The 21,665-nt window shown below is 67.4% G+C and carries 15 protein-coding genes, 1 pseudogene and 1 riboswitch; of the genes and pseudogenes, 7 read left to right on the top strand and 9 right to left on the bottom strand.

Annotation, left to right across the window (positions count from 1 at the left end):
• Positions 1–13: 13 nt before the first annotated feature.
• Together ABL843_RS17795 and ABL843_RS17790 are read left to right on the top strand one after the other, a co-directional pair.
• Positions 14–3,187, top strand: a complete 3,174-nt coding sequence (locus ABL843_RS17795; protein ID WP_418116696.1) for a PilC/PilY family type IV pilus protein — start codon at positions 14–16, stop codon at positions 3,185–3,187.
• A 10-nt stretch (positions 3,188–3,197) separates the two neighbouring features.
• A pseudogene (locus tag ABL843_RS17790) lies at positions 3,198–3,641 on the top strand (type IV pilin protein); the annotation flags it as partial.
• 47 nt (positions 3,642–3,688) lie between these two features.
• Here ABL843_RS17790 and nrdR read toward each other — a convergent pair.
• From nrdR to ABL843_RS17775, 3 genes are all read right to left on the bottom strand, one after another.
• Complete coding sequence (gene nrdR / locus ABL843_RS17785) at positions 3,689–4,132, bottom strand: transcriptional regulator NrdR (protein WP_007836918.1); 444 nt, start codon at positions 4,130–4,132, stop codon at positions 3,689–3,691.
• A 42-nt stretch (positions 4,133–4,174) separates the two neighbouring features.
• Positions 4,175–5,419 carry a serine hydroxymethyltransferase gene (gene glyA / locus ABL843_RS17780; RefSeq protein ID WP_126023850.1) on the bottom strand — a complete coding sequence of 415 codons (1,245 nt, stop codon included), beginning with the start codon at positions 5,417–5,419 and terminating at the stop codon, positions 4,175–4,177.
• A gap of 41 nt (positions 5,420–5,460) precedes the next feature.
• A riboswitch (ZMP/ZTP riboswitch) is annotated at positions 5,461–5,584 on the bottom strand.
• Positions 5,585–5,625: 41 nt separating this feature from the next.
• Positions 5,626–6,462, bottom strand: coding sequence for a lytic transglycosylase domain-containing protein (locus ABL843_RS17775; RefSeq protein ID WP_126023851.1), 837 nt, complete (start codon positions 6,460–6,462; stop codon positions 5,626–5,628).
• A 670-nt stretch (positions 6,463–7,132) separates the two neighbouring features.
• On the opposite strand from ABL843_RS17775, the gene ABL843_RS17770 reads away from it, so the two are divergent.
• Together ABL843_RS17770 and ABL843_RS17765 are read left to right on the top strand one after the other, a co-directional pair.
• Positions 7,133–10,960 (top strand): DUF748 domain-containing protein, encoded by a 3,828-nt coding sequence (locus ABL843_RS17770; RefSeq protein WP_418116695.1) that lies wholly within the window; start codon positions 7,133–7,135, stop codon positions 10,958–10,960.
• A gap of 223 nt (positions 10,961–11,183) precedes the next feature.
• A complete protein-coding gene (locus ABL843_RS17765) occupies positions 11,184–14,039 on the top strand; it encodes a DUF349 domain-containing protein (protein WP_418116694.1) in 2,856 nt (951 codons plus the stop codon).
• A gap of 89 nt (positions 14,040–14,128) precedes the next feature.
• Here ABL843_RS17765 and ABL843_RS17760 read toward each other — a convergent pair whose 3' ends face one another.
• The 6 genes from ABL843_RS17760 to ABL843_RS17735 form a co-directional block, all read right to left on the bottom strand.
• The gene (locus tag ABL843_RS17760; RefSeq protein WP_418116693.1) at positions 14,129–14,725 is read right to left on the bottom strand and encodes a hypothetical protein; all 597 of its coding nucleotides are present in this window, start codon (positions 14,723–14,725) and stop codon (positions 14,129–14,131) included.
• A gap of 94 nt (positions 14,726–14,819) precedes the next feature.
• Positions 14,820–15,611 (bottom strand): zinc-dependent peptidase, encoded by a 792-nt coding sequence (locus ABL843_RS17755; RefSeq protein WP_184637333.1) that lies wholly within the window; start codon positions 15,609–15,611, stop codon positions 14,820–14,822.
• Positions 15,612–15,628: 17 nt separating this feature from the next.
• Complete coding sequence (locus ABL843_RS17750) at positions 15,629–16,405, bottom strand: UDP-2,3-diacylglucosamine diphosphatase (RefSeq protein WP_418116692.1); 777 nt, start codon at positions 16,403–16,405, stop codon at positions 15,629–15,631.
• Between the two features lie 40 nt (positions 16,406–16,445).
• Positions 16,446–16,958: a peptidylprolyl isomerase gene (locus ABL843_RS17745; protein ID WP_184637337.1), complete on the bottom strand. Its 513-nt coding sequence runs from the start codon at positions 16,956–16,958 to the stop codon at positions 16,446–16,448.
• A gap of 50 nt (positions 16,959–17,008) precedes the next feature.
• Positions 17,009–17,602, bottom strand: a complete 594-nt coding sequence (locus ABL843_RS17740) for a peptidylprolyl isomerase (protein ID WP_418116691.1) — start codon at positions 17,600–17,602, stop codon at positions 17,009–17,011.
• 76 nt (positions 17,603–17,678) lie between these two features.
• On the bottom strand, positions 17,679–18,269 hold the full coding sequence (locus ABL843_RS17735; RefSeq protein WP_126023859.1) for a tetratricopeptide repeat protein: 591 nt from the start codon (positions 18,267–18,269) through the stop codon (positions 17,679–17,681).
• A gap of 216 nt (positions 18,270–18,485) precedes the next feature.
• Here ABL843_RS17735 and cysS point away from each other — a divergent pair, with 216 nt between their 5' ends.
• The 3 genes from cysS to ABL843_RS17720 all read left to right on the top strand — a co-directional run bounded on the left by cysS (position 18,486) and on the right by ABL843_RS17720 (position 21,665).
• Complete coding sequence (gene cysS, locus ABL843_RS17730) at positions 18,486–19,862, top strand: cysteine--tRNA ligase (RefSeq protein WP_418116690.1); 1,377 nt, start codon at positions 18,486–18,488, stop codon at positions 19,860–19,862.
• A gap of 17 nt (positions 19,863–19,879) precedes the next feature.
• A complete protein-coding gene (locus ABL843_RS17725; protein ID WP_176666692.1) occupies positions 19,880–20,530 on the top strand; it encodes a DNA-3-methyladenine glycosylase family protein in 651 nt (216 codons plus the stop codon).
• A 151-nt stretch (positions 20,531–20,681) separates the two neighbouring features.
• Complete coding sequence (locus tag ABL843_RS17720) at positions 20,682–21,665, top strand: acetyl-CoA carboxylase carboxyltransferase subunit alpha (RefSeq protein ID WP_184637343.1); 984 nt, start codon at positions 20,682–20,684, stop codon at positions 21,663–21,665.

The following is a 21,665-nucleotide window of genomic DNA, read 5'->3' as shown; positions in this document are numbered from 1 at the left end:
GGGAGAGAAAAAGATGAGGATCATGAAGCTGCCGGGGCGCGCCGTCGTGTCCGGCCTGGTGCTGGCACAGGCCGTCGTGCACGCCGCGCAGTACCCGCTGGCGCAGGTGCCGCGAAATTCCGCGGTCGCGGAGCCGGCGCCGAACGTGATCGTTTCCGTCGACAACTCCGGAAGCATGTACGGCAGCGGCATGGCCGCCCTGCAGGCGGCGCTCAAGGAGAACTTCTCCGAGGCCAGCATTCCCGATCACCGCATCCGCCTCGCCTGGCAGGCGCTGAACGACGATCACACCGACCGAAACTGCGCTGCATTCGCGAGCGGGGCGCGCCCTTGCAAGATTGGCGGACGTGTCAACGCGAACCTGATGCGTTCGCTGGACCGGACGCACCGCGCCAACTTCATGTCCTGGGTCAATGCCATCCAGGCGACGGGGGGCACGCCTCTGCACGAGATGATGACCCGTGCCGGCCAATACATGCAGACCACGGGGCAGCACAGTCCCTTCTCGGATGATCCGGGCGTGGCGGGAGCCTCGCACTCGGGTTGCCGCAGGTCGTTCCACATTTTCATGACCGATGGCGACTACTGGCCGCCCTCGGGGTTGGAGAGCTTCATGCCCATCGTCGCCAACGAAGATGGCACGCACCGCTCGCTCCCCGACGGCACCCTCTATGCGCCGCGCCCACCCTATGCCGACAACTTCGGGAGGATGAAGCGCCCGACGCTCGCCGACTTGGCTTTCGAGTACTGGGCCCGTGACCTGCAACCCGGCGTGCCGAACAACCTGAAGAAGATCATCGCCGAGCCTGGCGACGTGACAGTGGGGCGCGCCAAGGTCTCCGAGTACTGGAACCCCAAGAACGATCCGGCCACCTGGCAGCACCTGACGACCCACTTCATCGGGTTCGGTGCCGCGGGCACCTGGTGGTCTCGACCGAAAATCTCGACGACGGCCTCGCAGCCTACCTACAGCGAAGACTATGCCGGCGTGGTCGATGGCTCGATCCAATGGCTTGATCCGTTCAACGGCAATGCGCGAATGGACCTCTGGCATGCCGCCCTGAACAGCCGCGGCACGTTCACGCCGGCCTCCAATGCCAAAGCCCTGAGCAGCGCATTCAGATCGATCCTCGGACAGGTTCTGGTCAACTCCAGCAAACCGCTGACATCCATCTCGGCAAGCGCTTCCAGGGTCTCGACAGGCACCTCCGTCTATCGGGCCGGCTACGACACGGCCGACTGGTCCGGCAGCCTCGGCGCCACGAAGTTCGGCACCGACGGCAAGCTGGCCGCCAAATCCGACTGGTCGGCGCGCGACCTCCTCGATACCCGAATGGCAAGCGCCGGCGCGCACGACCGGGATCGCGTCGTGCTCAGCTTCTCCGGCACCACCGTCGCGTCGGCGGGCCGCGCGGCGACCACCGGCGCGGGCGTGCCTTTCAGGTGGGCCGACTTGAGCGACGCTCAGAAGGCCGCGCTCAAGGCCAGCACCGACACCGGCGCCGAGAGCACCGCCTTCGGCAGGGCCGTGCTCGACTTCCTGCGCGGCGATCGCAGCAACGAGGGCACCGGCCGCCAGTTCCGCAAGCGCGGCCATGTGCTTGGCGACATCGTGGGCTCCAGCGTCTGGTACGCGGGACAGCCGAATAGCGGCTTCACCGGCGACGCCTATGCGGCCTTCGCGGCCATCCCCCGCGCGCCGATGGTCTATGTGGGCGCCAACGACGGCATGCTGCATGCCTTCAATGCGAGCACCGGCAAGGAGGCGTTCGCCTACGTGCCCGAAGGCCTCTACGGCACGGCGGCGGCGCCGAATCTCAATCGGCTCAGCGAAGCCGGCTACACCCATCGGTACTACGTCGACGGCAGTCCCTTCGTCGCCGACATCTACATGGGGCCGAAATCCCCGGCCAGGACGACCGACGAGCAGAAGGCGGCGAACTGGAAGTCCTTGCTGGTCGGCACGCTGGGCGCGGGTGGCAAGGGCTACTTCGTGCTCGACGTCACCAGGCCCGAGAACGTCGACGAGCGCAAGGCCGCCAGCATCGCGCTGATCGACACGACCGCGCTTGCGGATGACGACCTGGGCCATCAGTTCCAGCAGCCCGCGCTCGATTCCTTCTCGGGGCGGGCGCTTCAGGTCGCGCAGTTGAGCAACGACCGGAAGGCCCTGATCCTGGGCAACGGCTACAACAGCAAGAGCGAGAAAGCCGTGCTGTGGATCCAGTATCTCGATGGCGACAAGGAGATCCTCAAGATTCCCGCCCCGGCCACGCAGGGGAAAGACACGGGCAACGGGCTGTCCGCGCCACGTCCGGTGGACCATGACGGCGACGGCAAGGTCGATCTCGTCTACGCCGGCGACCTGCTCGGCAATCTCTGGAAGTTCGACCTCAGCAGCACCGACAGCCGCCGGTGGACGGCCACCATCGGGCCCTTCGACAAGCGCCGCGCGGCCGGTTCGGAGTCTGCCTCCGGCCTCGACGACAAGCCGTTGTTCGCGGCAGGCGCGGGCCAGCCGATCACGGCAGCGCCCCTCGTGGTCGGGCATCCTCGAGGAGGCTACATGGTGGTGTTCGGCACCGGACGGCTGTTCGCCTCGGGCGACGAAAGCTCCACTGCGGACCAATACCTTTACGGCATCCGTGACCCGGCCAACGGGAGCTCCGGCACCGCGGCCTCCACCGACCTGGTGGCGCAGACCATCGGGGATACCCCCGTCCACGAAGGCGATACCGAATTGCGCACCGTCTCCCGCAACGGCGTGAGCTTCGGCGGTTCGCAGGCCCGGCGCGGCTGGTATCTGAAGCTGCCGACGGCGGGCGAGCGCGTCGTCTATCCCGGCCAAGCATTGGGCAGCGGCATCGGCCTGTTCTCGACAACCATCCCCGGATCGAGCAGCAACTCTGTCGACTGCACGGCGGGAACGGGCGACGACGGGTGGTCGCTGCTGATCGACTTCTTCAGCGGCTCCGCGCCGGCGGGCATTTCGTACACCACGGCCGGCGCGGTGGGCGCCTACGCGGGGTTCCGAAACCGCTCCGGCCGAAGCGACCTCGTCCTGCAGCCGCAGAACCGGCAGAAGGGCACGGAGGTGATCTGCAATGCCGCGGGCGACTGCAAGTCAGTCACCCGGCCGGACAACGTGCGCCGCTTCGGCTGGCGCAGCCTGATCTCGAGCAACTGAAACGAAAGCCATGGACAACCATCCCGGAGCACAAGCCAGCCGGCAAACTCGTTCGCGCGGCTTCACGCTGATCGAACTCATGATCGTGACGGCGGTGATCGGTATCCTCGCCGCCATCGCATATCCCAGCTATACGCGTTATGTGCTGCGGGCCAAGCGTGCCGATGCGAAGCAGCAACTGCTGCAGGCGGCGCAATGGAACGAGCGCTACCTGACGGCCAACGGCAGATATCCGCCCACCAGCGTTGCGTTGCCGGCCGGGCTGAAGCAGTCGCCGTCGTCCGGCTCGGCCAGCTACGACATCGGCTATGTCGACAGGAGCGAGAGCAGCTACACCCTGAAGGCCGTACCTCAGGGCGCTTCAGCCGCAGACGAGTGCGGCACGCTCACGGTGAACCATCAAGGAGTCAAGCTTGCCGGAGGACGCACGAGCGTCGCGGATTCGCTGGTTCAGCTCTTTGGACCCGCTGAGGGCCGGCCGGGCAAGGGCGGCAGCGTCGATCAGATGTCGCGCAGCAGCTGCCGGAACTCGTCCACGTCCTCGAAGCTGCGGTACACCGAGGCGAAGCGAACGTAGGCGACCTTGTCGAGCTTCTTGAGTTCGCGCATGACGAGCTCGCCGACCTTGGTCGAGTCGATCTCTCGCAGGCCGCTGGCCAGCAGCTTCTGCTCGATGCGCAGCAGCGCGTTGTCGATCTGCTCGATGCTCACGGGGCGCTTGCGCAGCGCCAGCATCATGGAGGCGCGCACCTTGGTCGAGTCGAAGTCGGCGCGACTGCCGTCCTTCTTCACGACCACGGGAAAGTTGACGTCGGGCCGCTCGTAGGTGGTGAAGCGCTTGTCGCAGGCGCTGCACTGGCGGCGCCTGCGGACGAAGTCGGCGTCTTCCGAAACGCGGGTCTCGACGACCTGCGTTTCAAGATGGCCGCAAAACGGGCATTTCATGCGGCCAGGACTTCTTTCTTCTTTCTACGGGCCGACAACAGGTCAGCGGTAGACCGGGAACCGGCTGGTCAGGGCGTGAACCTTGGCGCGCACGGCTTCGATGTTCGCCGCGTCGCGCGGGTTCTCGAGCACGTCGGCAACCAGGTTGGCGGTGATGCGGGCCTCTTCGTCCTTGAAGCCGCGGGTGGTCATGGCGGGGGTGCCGATGCGCACGCCGCTGGTGACCATCGGCTTTTCCGGGTCGTTGGGGATCGCGTTCTTGTTGATCGTCATGTGGGCGCTGCCCAGCACGGCTTCGGCTTCCTTGCCGGTGATGCCCTTGGCGCGCAGGTCGACCAGCATCACGTGGCTTTCGGTGCGTCCGCTCACGATGCGCAGGCCGCGCTGGGTAAGCGTCTCGGCCACGATCTGGGCGTTCTTGACCACCTGCTGCTGGTAGGCCTTGAACTCGGGCGACATGGCTTCCTTGAACGCGACGGCCTTGGCGGCGATCACGTGCATCAGCGGGCCGCCTTGGAGGCCCGGGAAGATCGCGCTGTTGATGGCCTTCTCGTGCTGCGACTTCATCAGGATGATGCCGCCGCGCGGGCCGCGCAGGCTCTTGTGGGTGGTGGAGGTGACGATGTCGGCGTGCGGCACCGGGTTGGGGTACACGCCCGCGGCCACGAGGCCGGCGTAGTGGGCGATGTCGACCATGAAGATCGCGCCGACGTCCTTGGCCACCTTGGCGAAGCGCTCGAAATCGATGCGCAGCGAGTAGGCTGAGGCGCCCGCGATGATCAGCTTGGGCATGTGCTCATGCGCCTTGCGCTCCATCGCGTCGTAGTCGATCTCTTCCTTGTCGTTCAGGCCGTAGCTCACGACGTTGAACCACTTGCCGCTCATGTTCAGCGGCATGCCGTGGGTCAGGTGGCCGCCTTCGGCCAGGCTCATGCCCATGATGGTGTCGCCGGGCTTCAGGAAGGCCAGCATCACGGCTTCGTTGGCCGAGGCGCCGCAGTGCGGCTGCACATTGGCGGCGTCGGCGCCGAAGATCTGCTTGACGCGGTCGATGGCCAGCTGCTCTGCCACATCGACGTGCTCGCAGCCGCCGTAGTAGCGCTTGCCCGGGTAGCCTTCGGCGTATTTATTGGTGAGCTGCGAGCCTTGTGCGGCCATGACGGCCGGGGAGGCGTAGTTCTCGCTGGCGATCAGCTCGATGTGGTGTTCCTGGCGTGCGTTCTCGGCTTGAATCGCGGCCCAGATTTCGGGGTCGGTCTGTTCGACCAGGATATTGCGTTGGTACATGGCAGTCCTTTGAAGACGAGGTCCTTGTTCTTCAACCAAACAAGGGCTGCCCAGGCGAACGGCTGAACGCCTGTGTGACCAGGCGGTACGCTTCCCAGTGGTATTCCACGTCAGCGCGGGGCACCTTGCAGAGTGCTGCGCCTATCGCCAGTCGCGTACCGGGCGAGTGTAGCTCAGGAGGCTGTACCCGCGTGGCGAAAACTCCTTCAGGAAACGGAGGAGAGCAGGGCCACCTTCGCCGGCTCGCTGCCTTCCTCGCGCTTGGCGGGAGGCGCCGCCACCGGGATCGGCTGCGGACGCACCGTCGGCGTGATCGTCGACGGCGCGCGGCCGTTGGCGACCTGCAGCAGGCGCTCGTGCTCGGCCATCACCTTGGCGGCGTAGCCGCCGTCGTCCTCGAGGTTGGCCGCGCCCACGTAGTAGCGCAGGCCGCCTTCGAGGGAGCCGGCGCGGGCGATGCATTCCTGCAGCACCTTCACGCCGACGCGCATGTTGGTGACTGGGTCGAACGCGGTGAGCGTGCCGCCCGCGCTTTCATACTTGTCGCCGTGCACGCGGGTCATGACCTGCATCAGGCCCTGGGCACCGACCTGGCTTTGGGCGAAGGGATTGAAGCTGGATTCGACGGCCATGATCGCGAGGATCAGGGTCGGGTCGATCTTCGTGCGCTTGCCGATGCCGTAGGCCTCGGCCACCAGCACGCTCAGCGGCTCGGCGGCCACGCGGTACTTCTTGCTCAGCCAGTAGGCCACGGCCGCCTGCTGCTTGGGCAGGTCGGCGGGGCTCGCGGCCGTGGTGCGCTCGATGGCGGTCGGCTCGAGGTCGGTGGCTTCGGGCGCGGGCTTGCGCGACTGCAGCCAGCCCATCAGTTCCTCTTCGCCGGTCTTGCGCAGGTCGGGCCGTGCCACCAGGGCGAGGGCCGCGAACACGATGGCCAGACCGACCAGTGCAAACCCGTTGTGGGTGATTTCAAAAAAGCCGTCTGCCACATCGGACAGGAAAGTCCGTAGCCCGCGGGCCGTGACATCAAACGCCTTGTTCATCGCTCTTCCTTTCTGTGCGGCACCCGATTCGCAACGCCATCGAAGGCGAGGGATGAAGGCAGCGGCGCTTGGATTGGTACGAATCAGGCTCCGCGCAAGGAGTGTGGGGTTGGTTGGGAGCGCGGCGGCCTGATCAAGCCGGGGGAATTCGGCAGCGGATTCAGGTGGCCCCTCTGCGTCGGGCAGTCAGGGCAGCGCGGATTCTAGCGTGGCTAAATACCCGGTCAAGTATAAGTATTTGTTTTCTTATGCTAATAGTTGTTTAAAAAATGGCTCTCACCGAGGCGTTTCGGCTTAGGGGAAATCCCTTTGTAAAACACGTTTGCAATCGGAGGGAGCGACGCCTAATCTGGACGGGCCTGGCTTTTCAGGCGTTCTTCCGAGGCCCGGGAAACCCGAGGTGCAAGTCCGAGGGTTCGGCGGTCGAGGAGCCACGGTGGCAATCTCTTGCTGCCAGCACGGCGGGAACCATTGACTTCCCGTCGCGCGAATCGATGGCATGGGTTTTGGGCCCGCCATCAAGCCCGGTGACTAGACATTCCGTCGACTCACCGGGCTTTCTTCATCTGGGAGAGCCGATGAAGACCTTTCTTCGGTAATTCTTCCGGGACGAGGCCTGCGTCCTTTCTGCGTACCTAGCGTCGGCGCATGTTTGCGGCACACTCCAGCGATGGACGTAGCTTCGATCAAACAGAACAAATGGGTGCGGCGTGGGATCGTCGCGTTGCTTTCGTTGCTGGCCATCTGGGTCATCGCCTGGCTGGCAGTGCCGCCGATCGCGAAGAGCCAGCTCCAGAAGATCGCGAGCGAGAAGCTCGGCCGCCAGGTCACCGTCGGCAAGATCGACTTCAAGCCCTGGACCCTCGAACTCACCCTGGACGACCTGCGCATTGCCACCGCCGATGGCAGCAAGCCGCAGGTGGCGGTCAACCGCATCTATGCCGACGCCGAGCTGCAGTCGATCTTCCGCCTCGCGCCGGTGATCGACGCCGTCACCATCGACGGCCCGGCCATCCTGCTCACCCACCTGGCCGACGGCAAGTACGACATCGACGACATCCTGGCCAGGCTCGCGGCCGGCCCGCCGCCCGACCCGAACGCCAAGCCCGCGCGCTTCGCCATCTACAACATCGCGATCAATGGCGGCTCGGTCGACTTCGACGACCAGACCGTCAAGCGCAAGCACGAGCTGCGCGACTTCGTGCTCAAGGTGCCTTTCCTGAGCAACCTCGACTCCAAGCGCGACATCAACACCGAGCCCAAGCTCGCCTTCGCGCTCAACGGCAGCAAGTTCGACTCGGCCGCCTTCACCACGCCCTTCGCCGACAGCCGCAAGACCGACGCCCACGTGCAGTTCAAGGGGCTCGACCTGGTGCCGTACCTCGGCTACATCCCGGGCGGCCTGCCGGTGAAGCTGCAGGCGGGCAGCCTGGACGCCGACCTGAAGATCGGCTTCGAGCAGGCCGCCACTACCGGGCTGAAGATCACCGGCACGGTCGAGGCCCACACCACCAAGGTCGCCGACGCGCGCGGGCGCGACCTGCTGGCCTTCGAGTCGCTCAAGCTGGGGCTGGCCGACGTGCGTCCGCTGGAGTCGGTGTTCCATCTGAGCGAGTTGGCCCTGGCCAACCCTCAGCTCGCCGTGGCCCGCGACGCGGCCGGCAGGCTCAACCTGCTCGCGACCGACCCGGCGACCGGTGCGGCGGAGAAGGCCGCCCCGCCGCCCGCCGCGGCGGCTAGCGCGCCGGCGGCAGGCAAGCCCGCGCCGAAGCCGGCGCTGAAGGTGCAGGTGGACAAGGTGGCCCTGAACGGCGGCCGCATCGGCTGGCGCGACGAAACCGTCAACCCCGCCGCAGCCGTCGACCTGACCGACCTCGGCATCGACGTCGCAGGCGTCACCTGGCCGATGGAGAAGCCGGCCGAGTTCAGCGGCAGCACTGCCGTCGCCGGCGCCTCGCTCAAGTTCAAGGGCAGCGCCACCGACAAGGTGGCCGACGTGCAGACCGAGGTCGACGCGCTGCCGCTGTCGCTGGCCGCCCCCTATCTGGCACAGAGCCTCGAGCCCACGCTCGACGGCAAGCTCAGCGGCCAGATCGACATCGCCTGGGCCCAGCCCGACCTGAAGTTCAAGGCGCGCCGCGTTGCTGCCGACGGCCTGGCGCTGACCCAGGGCAAGACCGCGCTGGCCAGCGTCGGGCGCTTCGAGCTGGTCGACGCCGAGGCCGACATGACAAAGCACACGCTGAACGTGGCTTCGTTCACCGCCACCAACCCCAAGATCCGCGTGGAGCGCGACAGCGAGAAGCGCTGGATGTTCGAGCGCTGGCTCAAGACGCCCGCCGGCGGCAGCACGAAGGAGGCCGAAGCCAAGGTCGCCGCACCCAAGCCCGCGACCGCCGAAACGCCGCAGCCCGGTGCCAACACCAAGCCCTGGGCGCTGACCGTCGGCACGCTGGCGGTCGACAACGGCGCGCTCTCTTATTCAGACAAGGCAGGCGCAACGCCGGTGACGGTCGAGGTCACGGCCTTCAAGCTGCACGCCCAGAAGCTCGCGCCCGAAACCAATACGACTTCGCCGCTGGAGGTTTCGGGCCGCATCGGCTCCGGGCGTTCCGACCCCGGCCGCTTCGACTACAAGGGCAACATCGTGCTCAAGCCGCTGGCGGCCGAGGGCAGGGTGGAGATCGCGTCCTTCCCCGCGCACGCCTTCAAGGCCTATTACGCCGATTCCCTCAATGTCGACATCCGCCGCGCCTTCGCGAGCTATCGCGGCACGGTGCGCTACGCGACGTCGCCGGCGGGCATGAGCGTCAAGCTGGCCGGCGACACCGCGCTGGACGACTTCCGCGCCAACAGCGTCTCGCTGACCCAGTCGCCCGGCTTCGACCGCAACAACAACCAGCTGCTGAGCTGGAAGACGCTGAGCCTGCGCGGCCTGCAGGTCAGCCTCGCGCCCAGCGCGCCGCCGAACGTGGACGTGCGCGAAACCACGCTGACCGACTTCTTTGCCCGCGTGATCGTCGACCCCACCGGCCGGCTGAACCTGCTGAGCCTGACCAAGAAGGGCGAGGCCGAAGCGGCCGCTGCCGCCGCGGCAGCTGGCGAGGCCAGCACCCGCAAGGGCCCGGGCGGCACGACCACCACCACGGCAGCCAAGGCCTCGGCGCCGAAGGCCGCCGGCGGCAGGCCGATGTCGGCCGAGGAAATGGTCGGCGCGGCTCCCGAACCCGCCAAGCCGGCGGCGGCGGCAACCGCTGCCGCGCCGGCGGCCCCAGCCGATTCGGGGCCGGCGCCGGTCATCAACTTCGGCCCGATGAGCCTGGTCAACGGAAAGATCGACTTCACCGACCTGTTCGTCAAGCCCAACTACTCGGCCGACCTGAGCGAGTTGACCGGCAAGCTCAGCTCGTTCTCGTCGAACCCGCCCAAGGGCGAGAGCGGCCGGCCCGCGCTCGCCGACCTCGAGCTGCGCGGCAAGGCGCAGCAGACCGCGGCGCTGGAAATCACCGGCAAGCTCAACCCGCTGGCCAAGCCGCTCGAACTCGACATCACCGCCAGGATGCGCGACCTCGACCTGGCGCCGCTGTCGCCATACTCGGTGCGCTACGCCGGCCACGGCATCGAGCGCGGCAAGATGAGCATGGACGTCAACTACAAGGTCGCGCCCGATGGCCAGCTCACCGCCACCAACAAGCTGGTGCTCAACCAGCTGCAGTTCGGCGACGAGGTGGCGGGGTCCACCAACAGCCTGCCGGTGAAACTGGCCGTGGCGCTGCTGGCCGACCGCAACGGCGTGATCGACGTCGACCTGCCGCTCAGCGGCTCGCTCAACGACCCGCAGTTCAGCGTCGGCCCGCTGATCTGGAAGGCCGTGGTCAACCTGGTCGTGAAGGCGGTGACGGCGCCGTTCAGCCTGCTCACGGGCGGCCTGGGCGGCGGCAGCGGCGAATCGAGCGCCATCACCTTCGAACCCGGCAGTTCCGAATTGAGCGCCTCCGCGAGGGAAAGCCTGGACAAGGTCGCCAAGGCGCTGACCGACCGGCCCACGCTGCAGATGACGGTGGTGGGCACCTCCAGCCTCGAGAAGGAGCGCGATGCCTACCAGCGCCAGCGGGTGCGCCAGCTTGCCTATGCGGAGAAGCGCCGCGTCGCGGTGCGCGGCGGCCAGACCGGCACCGACGTGCCGCCCGTCACCGACGCCGAATACCCCGAGCTGCTGACCGCCGTGTACAAGCGCGCCGACATCACGAAGCCGCGCAACATCGTCGGCCTGGCGAAGGACCTGCCGCTGCAGGACATGGAAAAGCTGCTGTTCGCCAGCGTGCCCGTCGACGAGGAGTCGATGCGCCAGCTCGCCGTGGAGCGCGGCGCGGCGGTGCGCGACTACCTGCTTGCGAAGAAGCTGCCGAGCGAGCGGCTCTTCCTGGGCGCGGTGCGCACCAGCGCCAGCGGCAGCGACTGGAAGCCGGGCGCCGAGCTCAGCCTGACCATGAAGTAGGGCTGAACAGGCACGGCGCGGCGGCCCGATCCGTCGCGCCGACTTGGTTTTTTCCCAAGGCTTGCTATATATGTAGTCCGCCAGCTTCCCCGCCCACGACCCCGCCGAGCACCTCCGTTTCACGACGGAATTCAGTGGCCGGCCGCAAGTGGGTGAAAATGTCGATGTGCGCCGGCCTTTGCCGGCGCCTTCGCTTTCTCTACCAAGACAACGATTTCGCGCAGTGACCTCTACTCCTTCCAAGCCACACGACATTCAGGCCCTCGACACGCTGACCGGCGGCGCCTTCACCGCGCCGACCTCCGGCGAGCGCGCCGCGCGCATCCGCGACTGGCTCGCGGGCAACCCCGCGCCCGAGCAGATGCAGGAAGTCTTCAAGGAGCTGAGCGGGCGTGACAAGGGCGCCGCGCGCCTGCTGCGCGAAAAACTCGACGAGCTCAAGCGCGCCAAGGGCCAGGAGGCGATTGCCGCCGAATGGGCCCAGAAGGCGGAAGCGCTCGTCGCCCAGTCCAAGCTCAACATCGCCGACGCGCTCGCCTGGCAGCGCGACGCCGCCAAGGCAGGCGCGCCGCTGTCGCGCGAGCCGCTGGCCAGCCTGAAGCTCAAGCTGTCGGAGCGCGTCAAGGGCATCGAAGACCTGCAGCACCGTGCGCAGGTCCATCGCGAAGCCGCCGTGCTGCTGGCGCAGCGCTTCGAGGTGCTGTCCACCAAGGGCTGGCAGGACGCCCAGGTCGCCGAGGAATCGCTTCGCGCCGACGTGGCGCACTGGCAGCAGCAGGCCGCCGAGATCGTGGCCGATGCCAACTGGAACAGCCTCGACGCCAAGTTCGCGCCGCAGCTCGAATCGTCCAGGTCGCAACTGCTGGTGGTGTCCGACGCCTTCCACAGCGCGCTGGCCCAGGCCGTTGCCGCCGCCGCGGATGCCGCCGCGCCGCTGCCGCCTGTGCCCGTGTGGGCCGACGAGCTGCGCGCCGCGCGCGGTGAAGTCGTGGCGCCCAAGCCCGCTGCTCCCGCTCGCCCGGCTGCGCCCAAGGTCGACCCGGCCATGCGCGCCGCCGCCCAGGAAGCCGTGCAGGCCGCGCTCGCCAAGCTCGAGCAGGAAACTGCCGAAGGCCACGGCAAGGCCAGCGCCGGCGCGGCCGCCGCGCTGCGCGCCGTGCTCAAGGAGCACGGCAAGCTGGTCGACGCACCGCTCGAAGCCCGCGTGCATGCCGCGCTGGTCGCCGCCGGCGAACTCGAAGGCTGGCAGCGCTGGAGCGCCGACAAGGTGCGCGAAGATCTGGTCGCCAAGGCCGAGGGCCTGCTCAAGCGCCCCGAAGGCCAGGCCCTCGGCGGCCGCAAGATGCAGGAAACGCTGCGCTCGCTGCGCGACCAGTGGAAGCAGGCCGACCAGGGCGGCGTGCCGAACCACGCGCTGTGGAAGCGCTTCGACGAAGCCTGCAACGAAGCCCACAAGGTGGTCGAGGCCTGGCTCGAGAAGGTTCGCGCCGACGCGGCCGAGCACCGCGCGCTGCGCGTCGCGCTGATCGAGGAGGTTAAGGCCTGGGCGGCCCAGCACGCCGGCGCCACCGACCTGAAGGCACACAACCGCGCGCTGCACCAGTTCGCCGACCGCTGGCGCGATGCCGGCCACGTGGGCGAGAAGGTGTTCGCCGAACTCCAGCCGCTGTGGAACGAAGCCTTCGGCGCCGCCCGTGCACCGTTCGAGACCGCGCAGAAGGCCAGCATCGAACGCCGCCAGGCCATGATCGCCGAGGCGACCGAACTCGGCGCGCAGCCGGTGCTGCGCATCGACGCCGTCAAGGCGCTGCAGCAGCGCTGGCAGGCCGAGGCGCAGACCGTGCCGCTCGACCGCCGCCAGGAACAGAAGCTGTGGGACGCCTTCCGTGCCCCCATCGACGAAGCCTTCAACCGCAAGACCGCCGAGCGTGAAAAGGCCTCGGCTGCGATGAACGAGCACGACCGCAACGTGCTGGAGGCGTCCAAGGCGCTCGACGCGGCCAATGCCGGCGGCGATGCGCAGAAGATCCGCGCCGCCATCGCTCGCCTCGAAGGCGCGCTGCGTGGCGAGACGCCGCCGCCCGCGCCCAAGGCCGACGGTCCGTCGGTCGGCGCGACCGAAGTCGTGGCGCCGGGGCAGGCGGCCGCCGAATTCAGCGAAAGCGCCGAACAGGCGCCGAGCCCGAGCGACGCGGAAGCATCGCCCGGCACGCCCGCCGAGGCCGCAGCGCCTGCGGCTTCGGCTGACCTCGTTGCACCCGCCGACGGCGCCGACGCTTCGGCCCGCACCGATGGCGCGGCGCACGACGCCGGCGAAGCCGCAGCCGTCGAAGCGCCGGCCGCAGCGCCGAAGGCCGCGCCCAAGCCCGTCGTGGCGATGCGCGGCGACGACCGCCCGAGCAGCAAGAAGGCCGAGCCGGCACCTGCCGCGCGCGGCGGTGCCGGCAGCCGTTTCGGCGACCGTCGCGACGGCGGCCGCCCCGGTGCCGGGGGGCCAGGGCGTCCTGGTGGTGATCGTGGCGATCGCGGTGACCGTGGAGCCCCTCGTGGTGGCGACCGTGGCGCGCCCGGCGGCCGTTTCGGCGACCGCCCGCCGCGCGAAGATCGCGGACCGCGCCTGGGCGATGCAGCCTTCCGCGCGCAACGCGAGGCACTCGAGCGCGCCGACATGGCGCTGCGCAAGCTTGCCGCGCAGGCGCACGGCGAAGCCCTGACGCAGGTGCTGGGCGCCTGGGAGCAGCGCGACGCCAGCCGTCTGCCGAGCATCCAGGAGCTGGGCCGCGCGGTCACGCCGGCAGTGCGCAGCGGCTGGTCGCAAGCCATCGGCTCCGCGCCCTCGGCTGCCGCGAACGACGCCGCCGAAGCGCTGCTGCGCCTCGAAATGGCCGCCGAAGTGCCGACGCCCGCCGAGCAACTCGAAGCGCGCCGTGCCCTGCAGCTCAAGCTGCTGACGAAGCGCGGCGACCCGGCGCCAGCCCAGACCTGGGGCCAGGATGCCGGCAAGGTGCTCGCCGCGGCGCACGACGCCGCCAGCGCACGGCGCCTGCAGAACGCGCTGAAGGCGCTGCTGCGCAAGTAGGGAGCAAGCGGCCTTCCGGCCACGAAAAAGGCGCCCCGTGGGGCGCCTTCTTCTTTGGTGCAGTTGCGTAAGAGCCTTGCAGCCCGGGTTCAGACCTTCTCGCCGATGGCTGGCGTCTGCACTGGCGCAGCCTGCTCGGCCAGATAGCCGTCGCGGATCTTGCGGCGGATCAGCAGCCCGCCGATGCCCAGCAGCAGGGCGAGGGCGCCGACGATCAGCGTGCCCTTGTCGGTGGCGCTCGATGCCGCGGCCTTGTCCTTGACCTCCATGATCTTCTGAACGTCGGCCAGCGACACCACGGGCTTGCCCTTGAGCTTCACTTCGTAGACCAGGTTGTTGTCCGAGGGATCGACGCGCACTTCGACGGCTTCGTCGATCAGCGGCTCCAGCTTGCTGCGGCCGACCGCGTAATCGACGCGCCACTTCTCGGTGTTGCCGTCGGCCAGCCTGGCGTCGAGCACGAAGTAGCGACGCGTGCTGCTGCCGCCGCGGCGGCGCTTGGTTGTTTCGGTGACTTCGCTGCCGCTGACGATCGTGCCGCTCTTCGCGACCAGGTCTTCGACGGCGGTGCCGTGCGTGTCCGAGCTGGCCTTGAACTGTGCATACGCTGCCCAGCCCAGGATGCCGATGCCGAACACCAGCGCGATCCACGCCTTGCCCGTGAGCTGATAGAACCAATCCCTCATGTTGTGTGCCTTTTTGGACGAGTTGATAACCCGTCGATGTTAAGGGTTGAATTGCTATCAAATAGATGGCAAACAACTGAGGCTGGACGTACGTTCAGGGCCTTTTAGGCAGAAAGAATTCATCGAAGATCGCGAGCACTCCGGGGAAGTCGCGCGCGAAGTTCGGGCGGTTCACGAAGTAGGCCTCGCAGGCCACCGCGAAGAACTCGCTGATCGAGGTGGCGCCATAGGCATCGAGCCACGGCGCTTCAGTGCCGAAGCGCTCGGCCTTGATGGTCTGCTCGCGGAAGTGGTCGTACGCGGGCTGCAGGACGGCCAGCCACGCCTCACGGGCCGCGCGCGAACTGCGCTGGCCGGCGAAGCCCGGCGGCAGGGGCGGGCAGCCGTTGGCGTCGCCGCTGCGCATGTCGATCTTGTGGGCGAACTCGTGGATCACCACGTTGTAGCCGCGCTCGCTGGTGATGCTGCTGGCCAGCACGTCGTCCCAGCTCAGCATGACGGGGCCGCGCTCCATGGCCTCGCCGGCCACGACTTCGCCGTACTCGTGCACCACCTGCGCTTCGTCGATCACCTTGCGCCGTGCCACCACCTCGGAGCGGTGCACGACGATGCCGACGAAATCGTCGTACCAGTTCAGCCCGCCCTTGAGGTGCAGCACCGGCAGCACGGCCTGTGCCGCGATGGCCAGCGCCACTTCGTTGGTGATGGTGAAGCCCTTGGCGCCGTGGAATTCCTTGTCGCGCAGGAACCCGGCGGTGAGCGAGCGCAGCCGCTGCCGGTCGGCTTCGGGCAGCGCGCCGAGGAAGGCGTAGCGCCGGAGCGTGGCCTGCCACGCGGCTTCGGGGATCGGGGGCAGGGCGCGCAGGCGGCGCAGCCACTTGAACATTGCTGGCGGCGGCGCGGCTAGCGCAGGTCGACGCGCTGCGCGCCGGCAGCCGAGAGGCACAGCAACTGCGCGCGCGGCGGGTGCGCGGCGGCATCCCAGTCGCTCAGCACGATGCGGCGCAGGCCGCTGCCCAGGTCGTGGTCGGCCGGGCGGTGCGTGTGGCCGTGCACCAGCGCGTGGGCGTTGGCCTGCCGCAGCCAGTCGTGCGCGGCCGGCGTATCGACATCTGCCCAGACCATCGACGGATTGCGCTTGCGGTCTTCGCTCTGCACGCGCATGGAGCGCGCGAGCGCGCGGCGCTCTTCAAGCGGCCGGGCGAGGAACGCGGCCTGCCATTCGGGCGTGCGCACCTGCGCGCGGAATTTCAGGTATTCGGTGTCCTCGAGGCAAAGGATGTCGCCGTGGCTCAGCAGCCAGCGCTGGCCGTGCAGCACCAGCACGGTCGGGTCGTCGAGCAACGTGAGCCCGCATTGCGCGGCGAACGCGGGGCCGACGAGGAAGTCGCGGTTGCCGTGCATGAAGAACACGGGCATGCGCTGCGCGGTGCGGCGCAGGAGTTCGGCGCACTGGGCCTCGAAGCCTGGCTGCGTGGCGGAATCGTCGCCCACCCACACCTCGAACAGGTCGCCCAGGATGATGAGCGCGTCCGCCGGCGTGGTCTGCAGATAGCCCTGCCAGGCCTCGAAGGTGGCGGGCTCGCCGGCCTGCAGGTGCAGGTCGGAGATGAGGTCGACCGTGCGCCACGCGGGCGGCGCCACCAGCTCCGGGAAAGCTGGGTTCGCCGCCGTGCTCATGCTGCTGTCGCTGCCGCGAGCGCGTTGCGCCGGTTGCGGGTCATTCCGCGGTGACGACGGCCTTTTCGATCACGACGTCCTCGAGCGGCACGTCGTCATGGAAGCCCTTCCGACCGGTCTTCACGGCCTTGATCTTGTCGACCACTTCGGTGCCGGCGATGACCTTGCCGAACACTGCATAGCCCCAGCCCTGGGCCGAGGGAGCGGTGTGGTTCAGGAAGCCGTTGTCGGCCACGTTGATGAAGAACTGGGCGGTGGCCGAGTGGGGCGCGCTGGTGCGGGCCATGGCCACGGTGTAGGTGTCGTTCTTCAGGCCGTTGTTGGCTTCGTTCTGGATCTCGGCGTCGGTGGGCTTTTGCTTCATGCCGGGTTCGAAGCCCCCGCCTTGCACCATGAAGCCGGGGATCACGCGGTGGAACACCGTGTTGTCGTAGTGGCCCTTCTTCACGTACGCGACGAAGTTCTCGACCGACTTCGGCGCCTTGGCGGCGTCGAGTTCGAGCGTGATCACGCCGAGGTTCTTGATGTGCAGTTCGACTTGGGGATTGCTCATGATTGGGCTCCTGCTTGGGAAGGGAAAAACCGATTCGAAAACCGATCCGATTACTTCGCCACGACGGTGGCGGACTTGATGGTGACGGCCTCGAGCGGCACGTTCTGCATGCCGTTCTTGTTGCCGGTGGCCACCGCGCGGATCTTGTCGACCACGTCGGTGCCGGCGACGACCTTGCCGAACACGGTGTAGCCGTAGCCGTCGGGGTTGGGCGCGTTGAGCGAGTCGTTGTTCTTCACGTTGATGAAGAACTGCGAGGTCGCCGAATTGGGGTTGCCGGTGCGGGCCATGGCGATCGTGTACTTGTCGTTCTTCAGGCCGTTGCTCGCTTCCAGCGGAATGGGCGCGCGCGTGGGCTTTTGCTGCAGGTCGGCCGTGAAGCCGCCGCCCTGGATCATGAAGCCGTCGATCACGCGGTGGAACACCGTGCCGTCGTAGTGCTTGTCCTTGACGTACTGCAGGAAGTTCTCGACCGTCTTGGGTGCCTTTGCCGCGTCGAGCTCGACCACGATGTCGCCCGCCGAGGTGGCGAGCTTGACGCGCGGCGTGGCCGCTTGTGCATGAGCGCCGGCGGCGAACGCGAATGCGGCGGCCAGCACGAGGGCGCCGCGGCGGCTGAAACAGGAGAAGGAGTTGATCGTCAAATGAGGCTCCGTGTGCGGATGGAGGAACGGTGCCGCGCCGTCGACACCATGGCGGTGCCGCGACAGCGGCGACAGATTATTTGCTGGCGCGGCCGACCGGCTTGCGGATGACCACAGGTGCGGCGGGCAGGGCGGCCGCCTCGGCTTCGGTCTTCGAGGTGAAGATCTGGCGGATCAGCGCGAGTTTGGGCGCGACGCTGGGGTTGGTGCTGGCGAACTGCTGGGCGCGCACGTATTCCTGCGCCGCCAGGCGGGCGTACACGTCACCGAGGTTCTCGTGGGCCGTGGCGTAGTTCGGGTTGAGCTTGATGGCCTGTTCGAGCGCGGCGCGCGCCTGGTCGAACTTGCTTTGCGACGCGTAGAGCGCGGCGAGGTTGTTGTAGGGCTCGGAGAGCTCGGGAAAGTCCTGCGTGAGCTGGGTGAAGGCGATGATGGCCTCGGCCTGCTTGTTCTGCTCGGTGAGGATCACGCCGCGCAGGAAGCGCATCTGCGGGTCGCGTGGCTTGCCGGCGATGTAGGTGTCGGCCTTGGCGAGCGCCTCGTTCGACTTGCCCTGGCGCAGCAGCGCGTTCACGTCGTCGTATTCGTTCGCATGCGCCGCGGAGCCCCAGAGGCTGAACAGCAGTGCGAAGGCAATGGAGAGTCTGGAGAAAGCGGAGTGCTTCATGAAGCCTCGACGGATTTGGGGGAGATGCGGGGAACGAACTCGGGGGCGCGGGCTTGGGGAACACCCGGACGCTACCCGATGGCGGCCGTTTATACTTGACCGGATTGTAACCGAGGGGCCATGTCGACCCCCTCGCGAACACAGTCCCAGTCACCCCTGAAAAACACCGTCTTTCGCCCGTGCCGCACGCGCGCGAAATGACGTTTTCCGAATCTCATGAGTCTGCGCATCTACAACACGCTGTCGCGTGAATTGGAGGAATTCTCCCCATTGCAACCGGGACAGGTGCGCATGTACGTCTGCGGCATGACGGTCTACGACTTCTGCCATATCGGTCACGCCCGCATGATGATGGCGTTCGACGTGGTGCAGCGCTGGCTGCGCGCCAGCGACTACGCCGTGACCTACGTGCGCAACATCACCGACATCGACGACAAGATCATCGCCCGCTCGGTGCAGCGCGGCATCACCATTCGCGAGCTGACTGACGAAGTGATCGCGGCCATGCACGAGGACATCGGCGCGCTCGGCATCGAGCCGCCCACCGTCGAGCCGCGCGCCACCGAATACGTGCCGCAGATGCTCGGCATCATCGAGAAGCTCGAGCAGAAGGGCCTGGCCTACCGCTCCGAGAACGGCGACGTGAACTACGCGGTGCGCAAGTTCCCGGGCTACGGCAAGCTCTCCGGCAAGTCGCTCGACGAACTGCATGCGGGCGAACGCGTCGCCGTGCTCGATGGCAAGCAGGACCCGCTCGACTTCGTGCTCTGGAAGGCCGCAAAGCCGACCGAGCCCGCTGACGCGAAATGGGAAAGCGCCTATGGCACCGGCCGTCCGGGCTGGCACATCGAATGCTCGGCCATGAGCTGCGCCACCCTCGGCGAGACCTTCGACATCCACGGCGGCGGTGCCGACCTGCAGTTCCCGCACCACGAGAACGAGATCGCGCAGAGCGAGGGTGCCAACGGCAAGCCGCTGTCGCGCTTCTGGGTGCACAACGGCTTCGTGCGCGTGGACAACGAGAAGATGTCCAAGAGCCTGGGCAACTTCTTCACCATCCGCGAGGTGCTGCAGAAGTACGATGCCGAGACCCTGCGTTTCTTCCTGGTGCGCACGCATTACCGCAGCGCGCTCAACTACAGCGACGCCCATCTCGACGACGCGCGCAATTCGCTGAAGCGCCTGTACACCGCGCTCGACCTGGTCGTGCCGGCCGAGGTGGCCATCGACTGGGCCCACCCGCATGCCGCCCGCTTCAAGGCCGCCATGGACGAGGACTTCGGCACGCCGGAGGCCATCGCCGTGCTGTTCGAGCTGGCCGGTGAGGTGAACCGTACCAAGTCCCCCGAAACCGCTGGGCTGCTGAAGGCGCTGGCGGCTTCGCTGGGCATCCTGCAGGGCGATCCGCGGGCCTTCCTGCAGGCGGGCAGTACGCTCGACGAAGCCACCATCCAGGCCAGGATCGACGCTCGCGCCGCCGCCAAGGCCGCGAAGAACTTCGCCGAAGCCGACCGCATCCGCCAGGAACTCCTCGAGCAGGGCATCGTGCTCAAGGATTCGCCCACGGGCACGACCTGGGCGGCTGCGCAGTGAACGGAACGACGAATCCCATGCCCGCCCCAAGGAAGCCCAGCGTCAAGATCTACACGCCGGACTATTGGGAGGAGGCGTGCAAGCACCTCTCGCGCAAGGACCGCGTGATGAAGCGGCTGATCCCGAAGTTCGGCGACGCCTGCCTGGAGTCGCGCGGCGATGCGTTCACCACGCTCGCGCGCAGCGTGGTCGGCCAGCAGATCTCGGTCAAGGCCGCGCAGTCGGTCTGGGACAAGTTCGCCGCGCTGCCGCGCAAGCTGACGCCGGCCAACGTGCTCAAGCTCAAGGTCGACGACATGCGCGGCGCGGGGCTCTCGGCACGCAAGATCGAGTACCTCGTCGACCTGGCGCTGCATTTCGACTCGGGCCTGGTGCACGTCGATGCATGGAAGGACATGGACGACGAGCAGATCATCGAGGAACTCGTGGCCATCCGCGGCATCGGCCGCTGGACGGCCGAGATGTTCCTCATCTTCCACCTCATGCGCCCGAACGTGCTGCCCGTGGACGACCTGGGGCTGCTCAACGGCATCAGCGTCAACTACTTCTCGGGCGACCCGGTCAGCCGCAGCGATGCCCGCGATGTCGCCGTGGCCTGGGCGCCTTATTGCAGCGTGGCGACTTGGTATATTTGGCGATCGCTGGATCCCGCTCCAGTAACGTATTAGCAACACCCCCAGGCTGCGCGCACTTCGTGTCGCTTCGCCAACCCCCTCGAGGGGGCAACACCTGCGGCCCGGCAAAGCCGGTTCCGCGGTGTTCCTGGAATGGGATGCGACGGGCTCGCGGGCAGCAAATTGAAATAAACAGGAGAAGACGTTGGCGAAACGAACCTTCCTCGACTTCGAGCAGCCGATTGCCGAGCTCGAAACAAAGATCGAAGAATTGCGCTATGTGCAGACCGAATCCGCGGTCGACATTTCTGAAGAGATCGATCAGCTCGGCAAGAAGAGCCAGCAGCTCACCAAGGACATCTACAGCGACCTGACGCCCTGGCAGATCACCAAGATCGCACGGCATCCGGAGCGCCCGTACACGCTGGACTACGTCAACGAGATCTTCACCGACTTCGTCGAACTGCACGGCGACCGCCATTTCTCGGATGACCTGTCGATCGTGGGCGGCCTGGCCCGCTTCAACGGCGTGCCTTGCATGGTCATCGGCCACCAGAAGGGCCGCGACACGAAGGAGCGCACCGCGCGCAACTTCGGCATGAGCAAGCCCGAGGGCTACCGCAAGGCGCTGCGCCTGATGAAGACGGCCGAGAAGTTCAAGCTGCCGGTCTTCACCTTCGTGGACACCCCCGGCGCATACCCCGGCATCGACGCCGAGGAGCGCGGCCAGTCGGAAGCCATCGGCCGCAACATCTTCGAGATGGCGCAGCTCGAGGTGCCGATCATCGTCACCATCATCGGCGAGGGCGGCTCCGGCGGCGCGCTGGCGATCTCGGTCGGCGACCAGTTGCTGATGCTGCAGTACTCCATTTATTCCGTGATCAGCCCCGAGGGCTGCGCTTCCATCCTCTGGAAGACCGGCGAGAAGGCTCAGGAAGCCGCCGACGCGCTGGGCATTACCGCGCACCGCCTCAAGGCGCTGGGCCTGGTCGACAAGATCGTGAACGAGCCCGTGGGCGGCGCGCACCGCGACCATCGCCAGATGGCTGCCTTCCTCAAGCGCGCTCTCAACGACGCCTTCCGCCAGGTCAGCGACCTCAAGCCGAAGGAACTGCTGGAGCGCCGCTACGAGCGCCTGCAGAGCTACGGCCGCTTCAACGACACCAAGGCCGACAGCGGCGGCAGGTAA

This window comes from Variovorax sp. 350MFTsu5.1, assembly GCF_048302515.1.
In the GTDB taxonomy this organism is placed as follows: domain Bacteria; phylum Pseudomonadota; class Gammaproteobacteria; order Burkholderiales; family Burkholderiaceae_C; genus Variovorax; species Variovorax guangxiensis.
Note: the sequence above shows the minus strand (reverse complement) of the source record. Positions and strands in the feature narration are given on the sequence as shown.

What these genes read in the sequence shown, in the direction of transcription:
- ABL843_RS17795 (WP_418116696.1), top strand. Translation starts at nt 14, where the DNA reads ATGAGGATCATGAAGCTGCCGGGGCGCGCCGTCGTGTCCGGCCTGGTG.
- nrdR (WP_007836918.1), bottom strand. Translation starts at nt 4,132, where the DNA reads ATGAAATGCCCGTTTTGCGGCCATCTTGAAACGCAGGTCGTCGAGACC.
- glyA (WP_126023850.1), bottom strand. Translation starts at nt 5,419, where the DNA reads ATGTACCAACGCAATATCCTGGTCGAACAGACCGACCCCGAAATCTGG.
- ABL843_RS17775 (WP_126023851.1), bottom strand. Translation starts at nt 6,462, where the DNA reads ATGAACAAGGCGTTTGATGTCACGGCCCGCGGGCTACGGACTTTCCTG.
- ABL843_RS17770 (WP_418116695.1), top strand. Translation starts at nt 7,133, where the DNA reads ATGGACGTAGCTTCGATCAAACAGAACAAATGGGTGCGGCGTGGGATC.
- ABL843_RS17760 (WP_418116693.1), bottom strand. Translation starts at nt 14,725, where the DNA reads ATGAGGGATTGGTTCTATCAGCTCACGGGCAAGGCGTGGATCGCGCTG.
- ABL843_RS17755 (WP_184637333.1), bottom strand. Translation starts at nt 15,611, where the DNA reads ATGTTCAAGTGGCTGCGCCGCCTGCGCGCCCTGCCCCCGATCCCCGAA.
- ABL843_RS17750 (WP_418116692.1), bottom strand. Translation starts at nt 16,405, where the DNA reads ATGAGCACGGCGGCGAACCCAGCTTTCCCGGAGCTGGTGGCGCCGCCC.
- ABL843_RS17745 (WP_184637337.1), bottom strand. Translation starts at nt 16,958, where the DNA reads ATGAGCAATCCCCAAGTCGAACTGCACATCAAGAACCTCGGCGTGATC.
- ABL843_RS17735 (WP_126023859.1), bottom strand. Translation starts at nt 18,269, where the DNA reads ATGAAGCACTCCGCTTTCTCCAGACTCTCCATTGCCTTCGCACTGCTG.
- cysS (WP_418116690.1), top strand. Translation starts at nt 18,486, where the DNA reads ATGAGTCTGCGCATCTACAACACGCTGTCGCGTGAATTGGAGGAATTC.
- ABL843_RS17725 (WP_176666692.1), top strand. Translation starts at nt 19,880, where the DNA reads ATGCCCGCCCCAAGGAAGCCCAGCGTCAAGATCTACACGCCGGACTAT.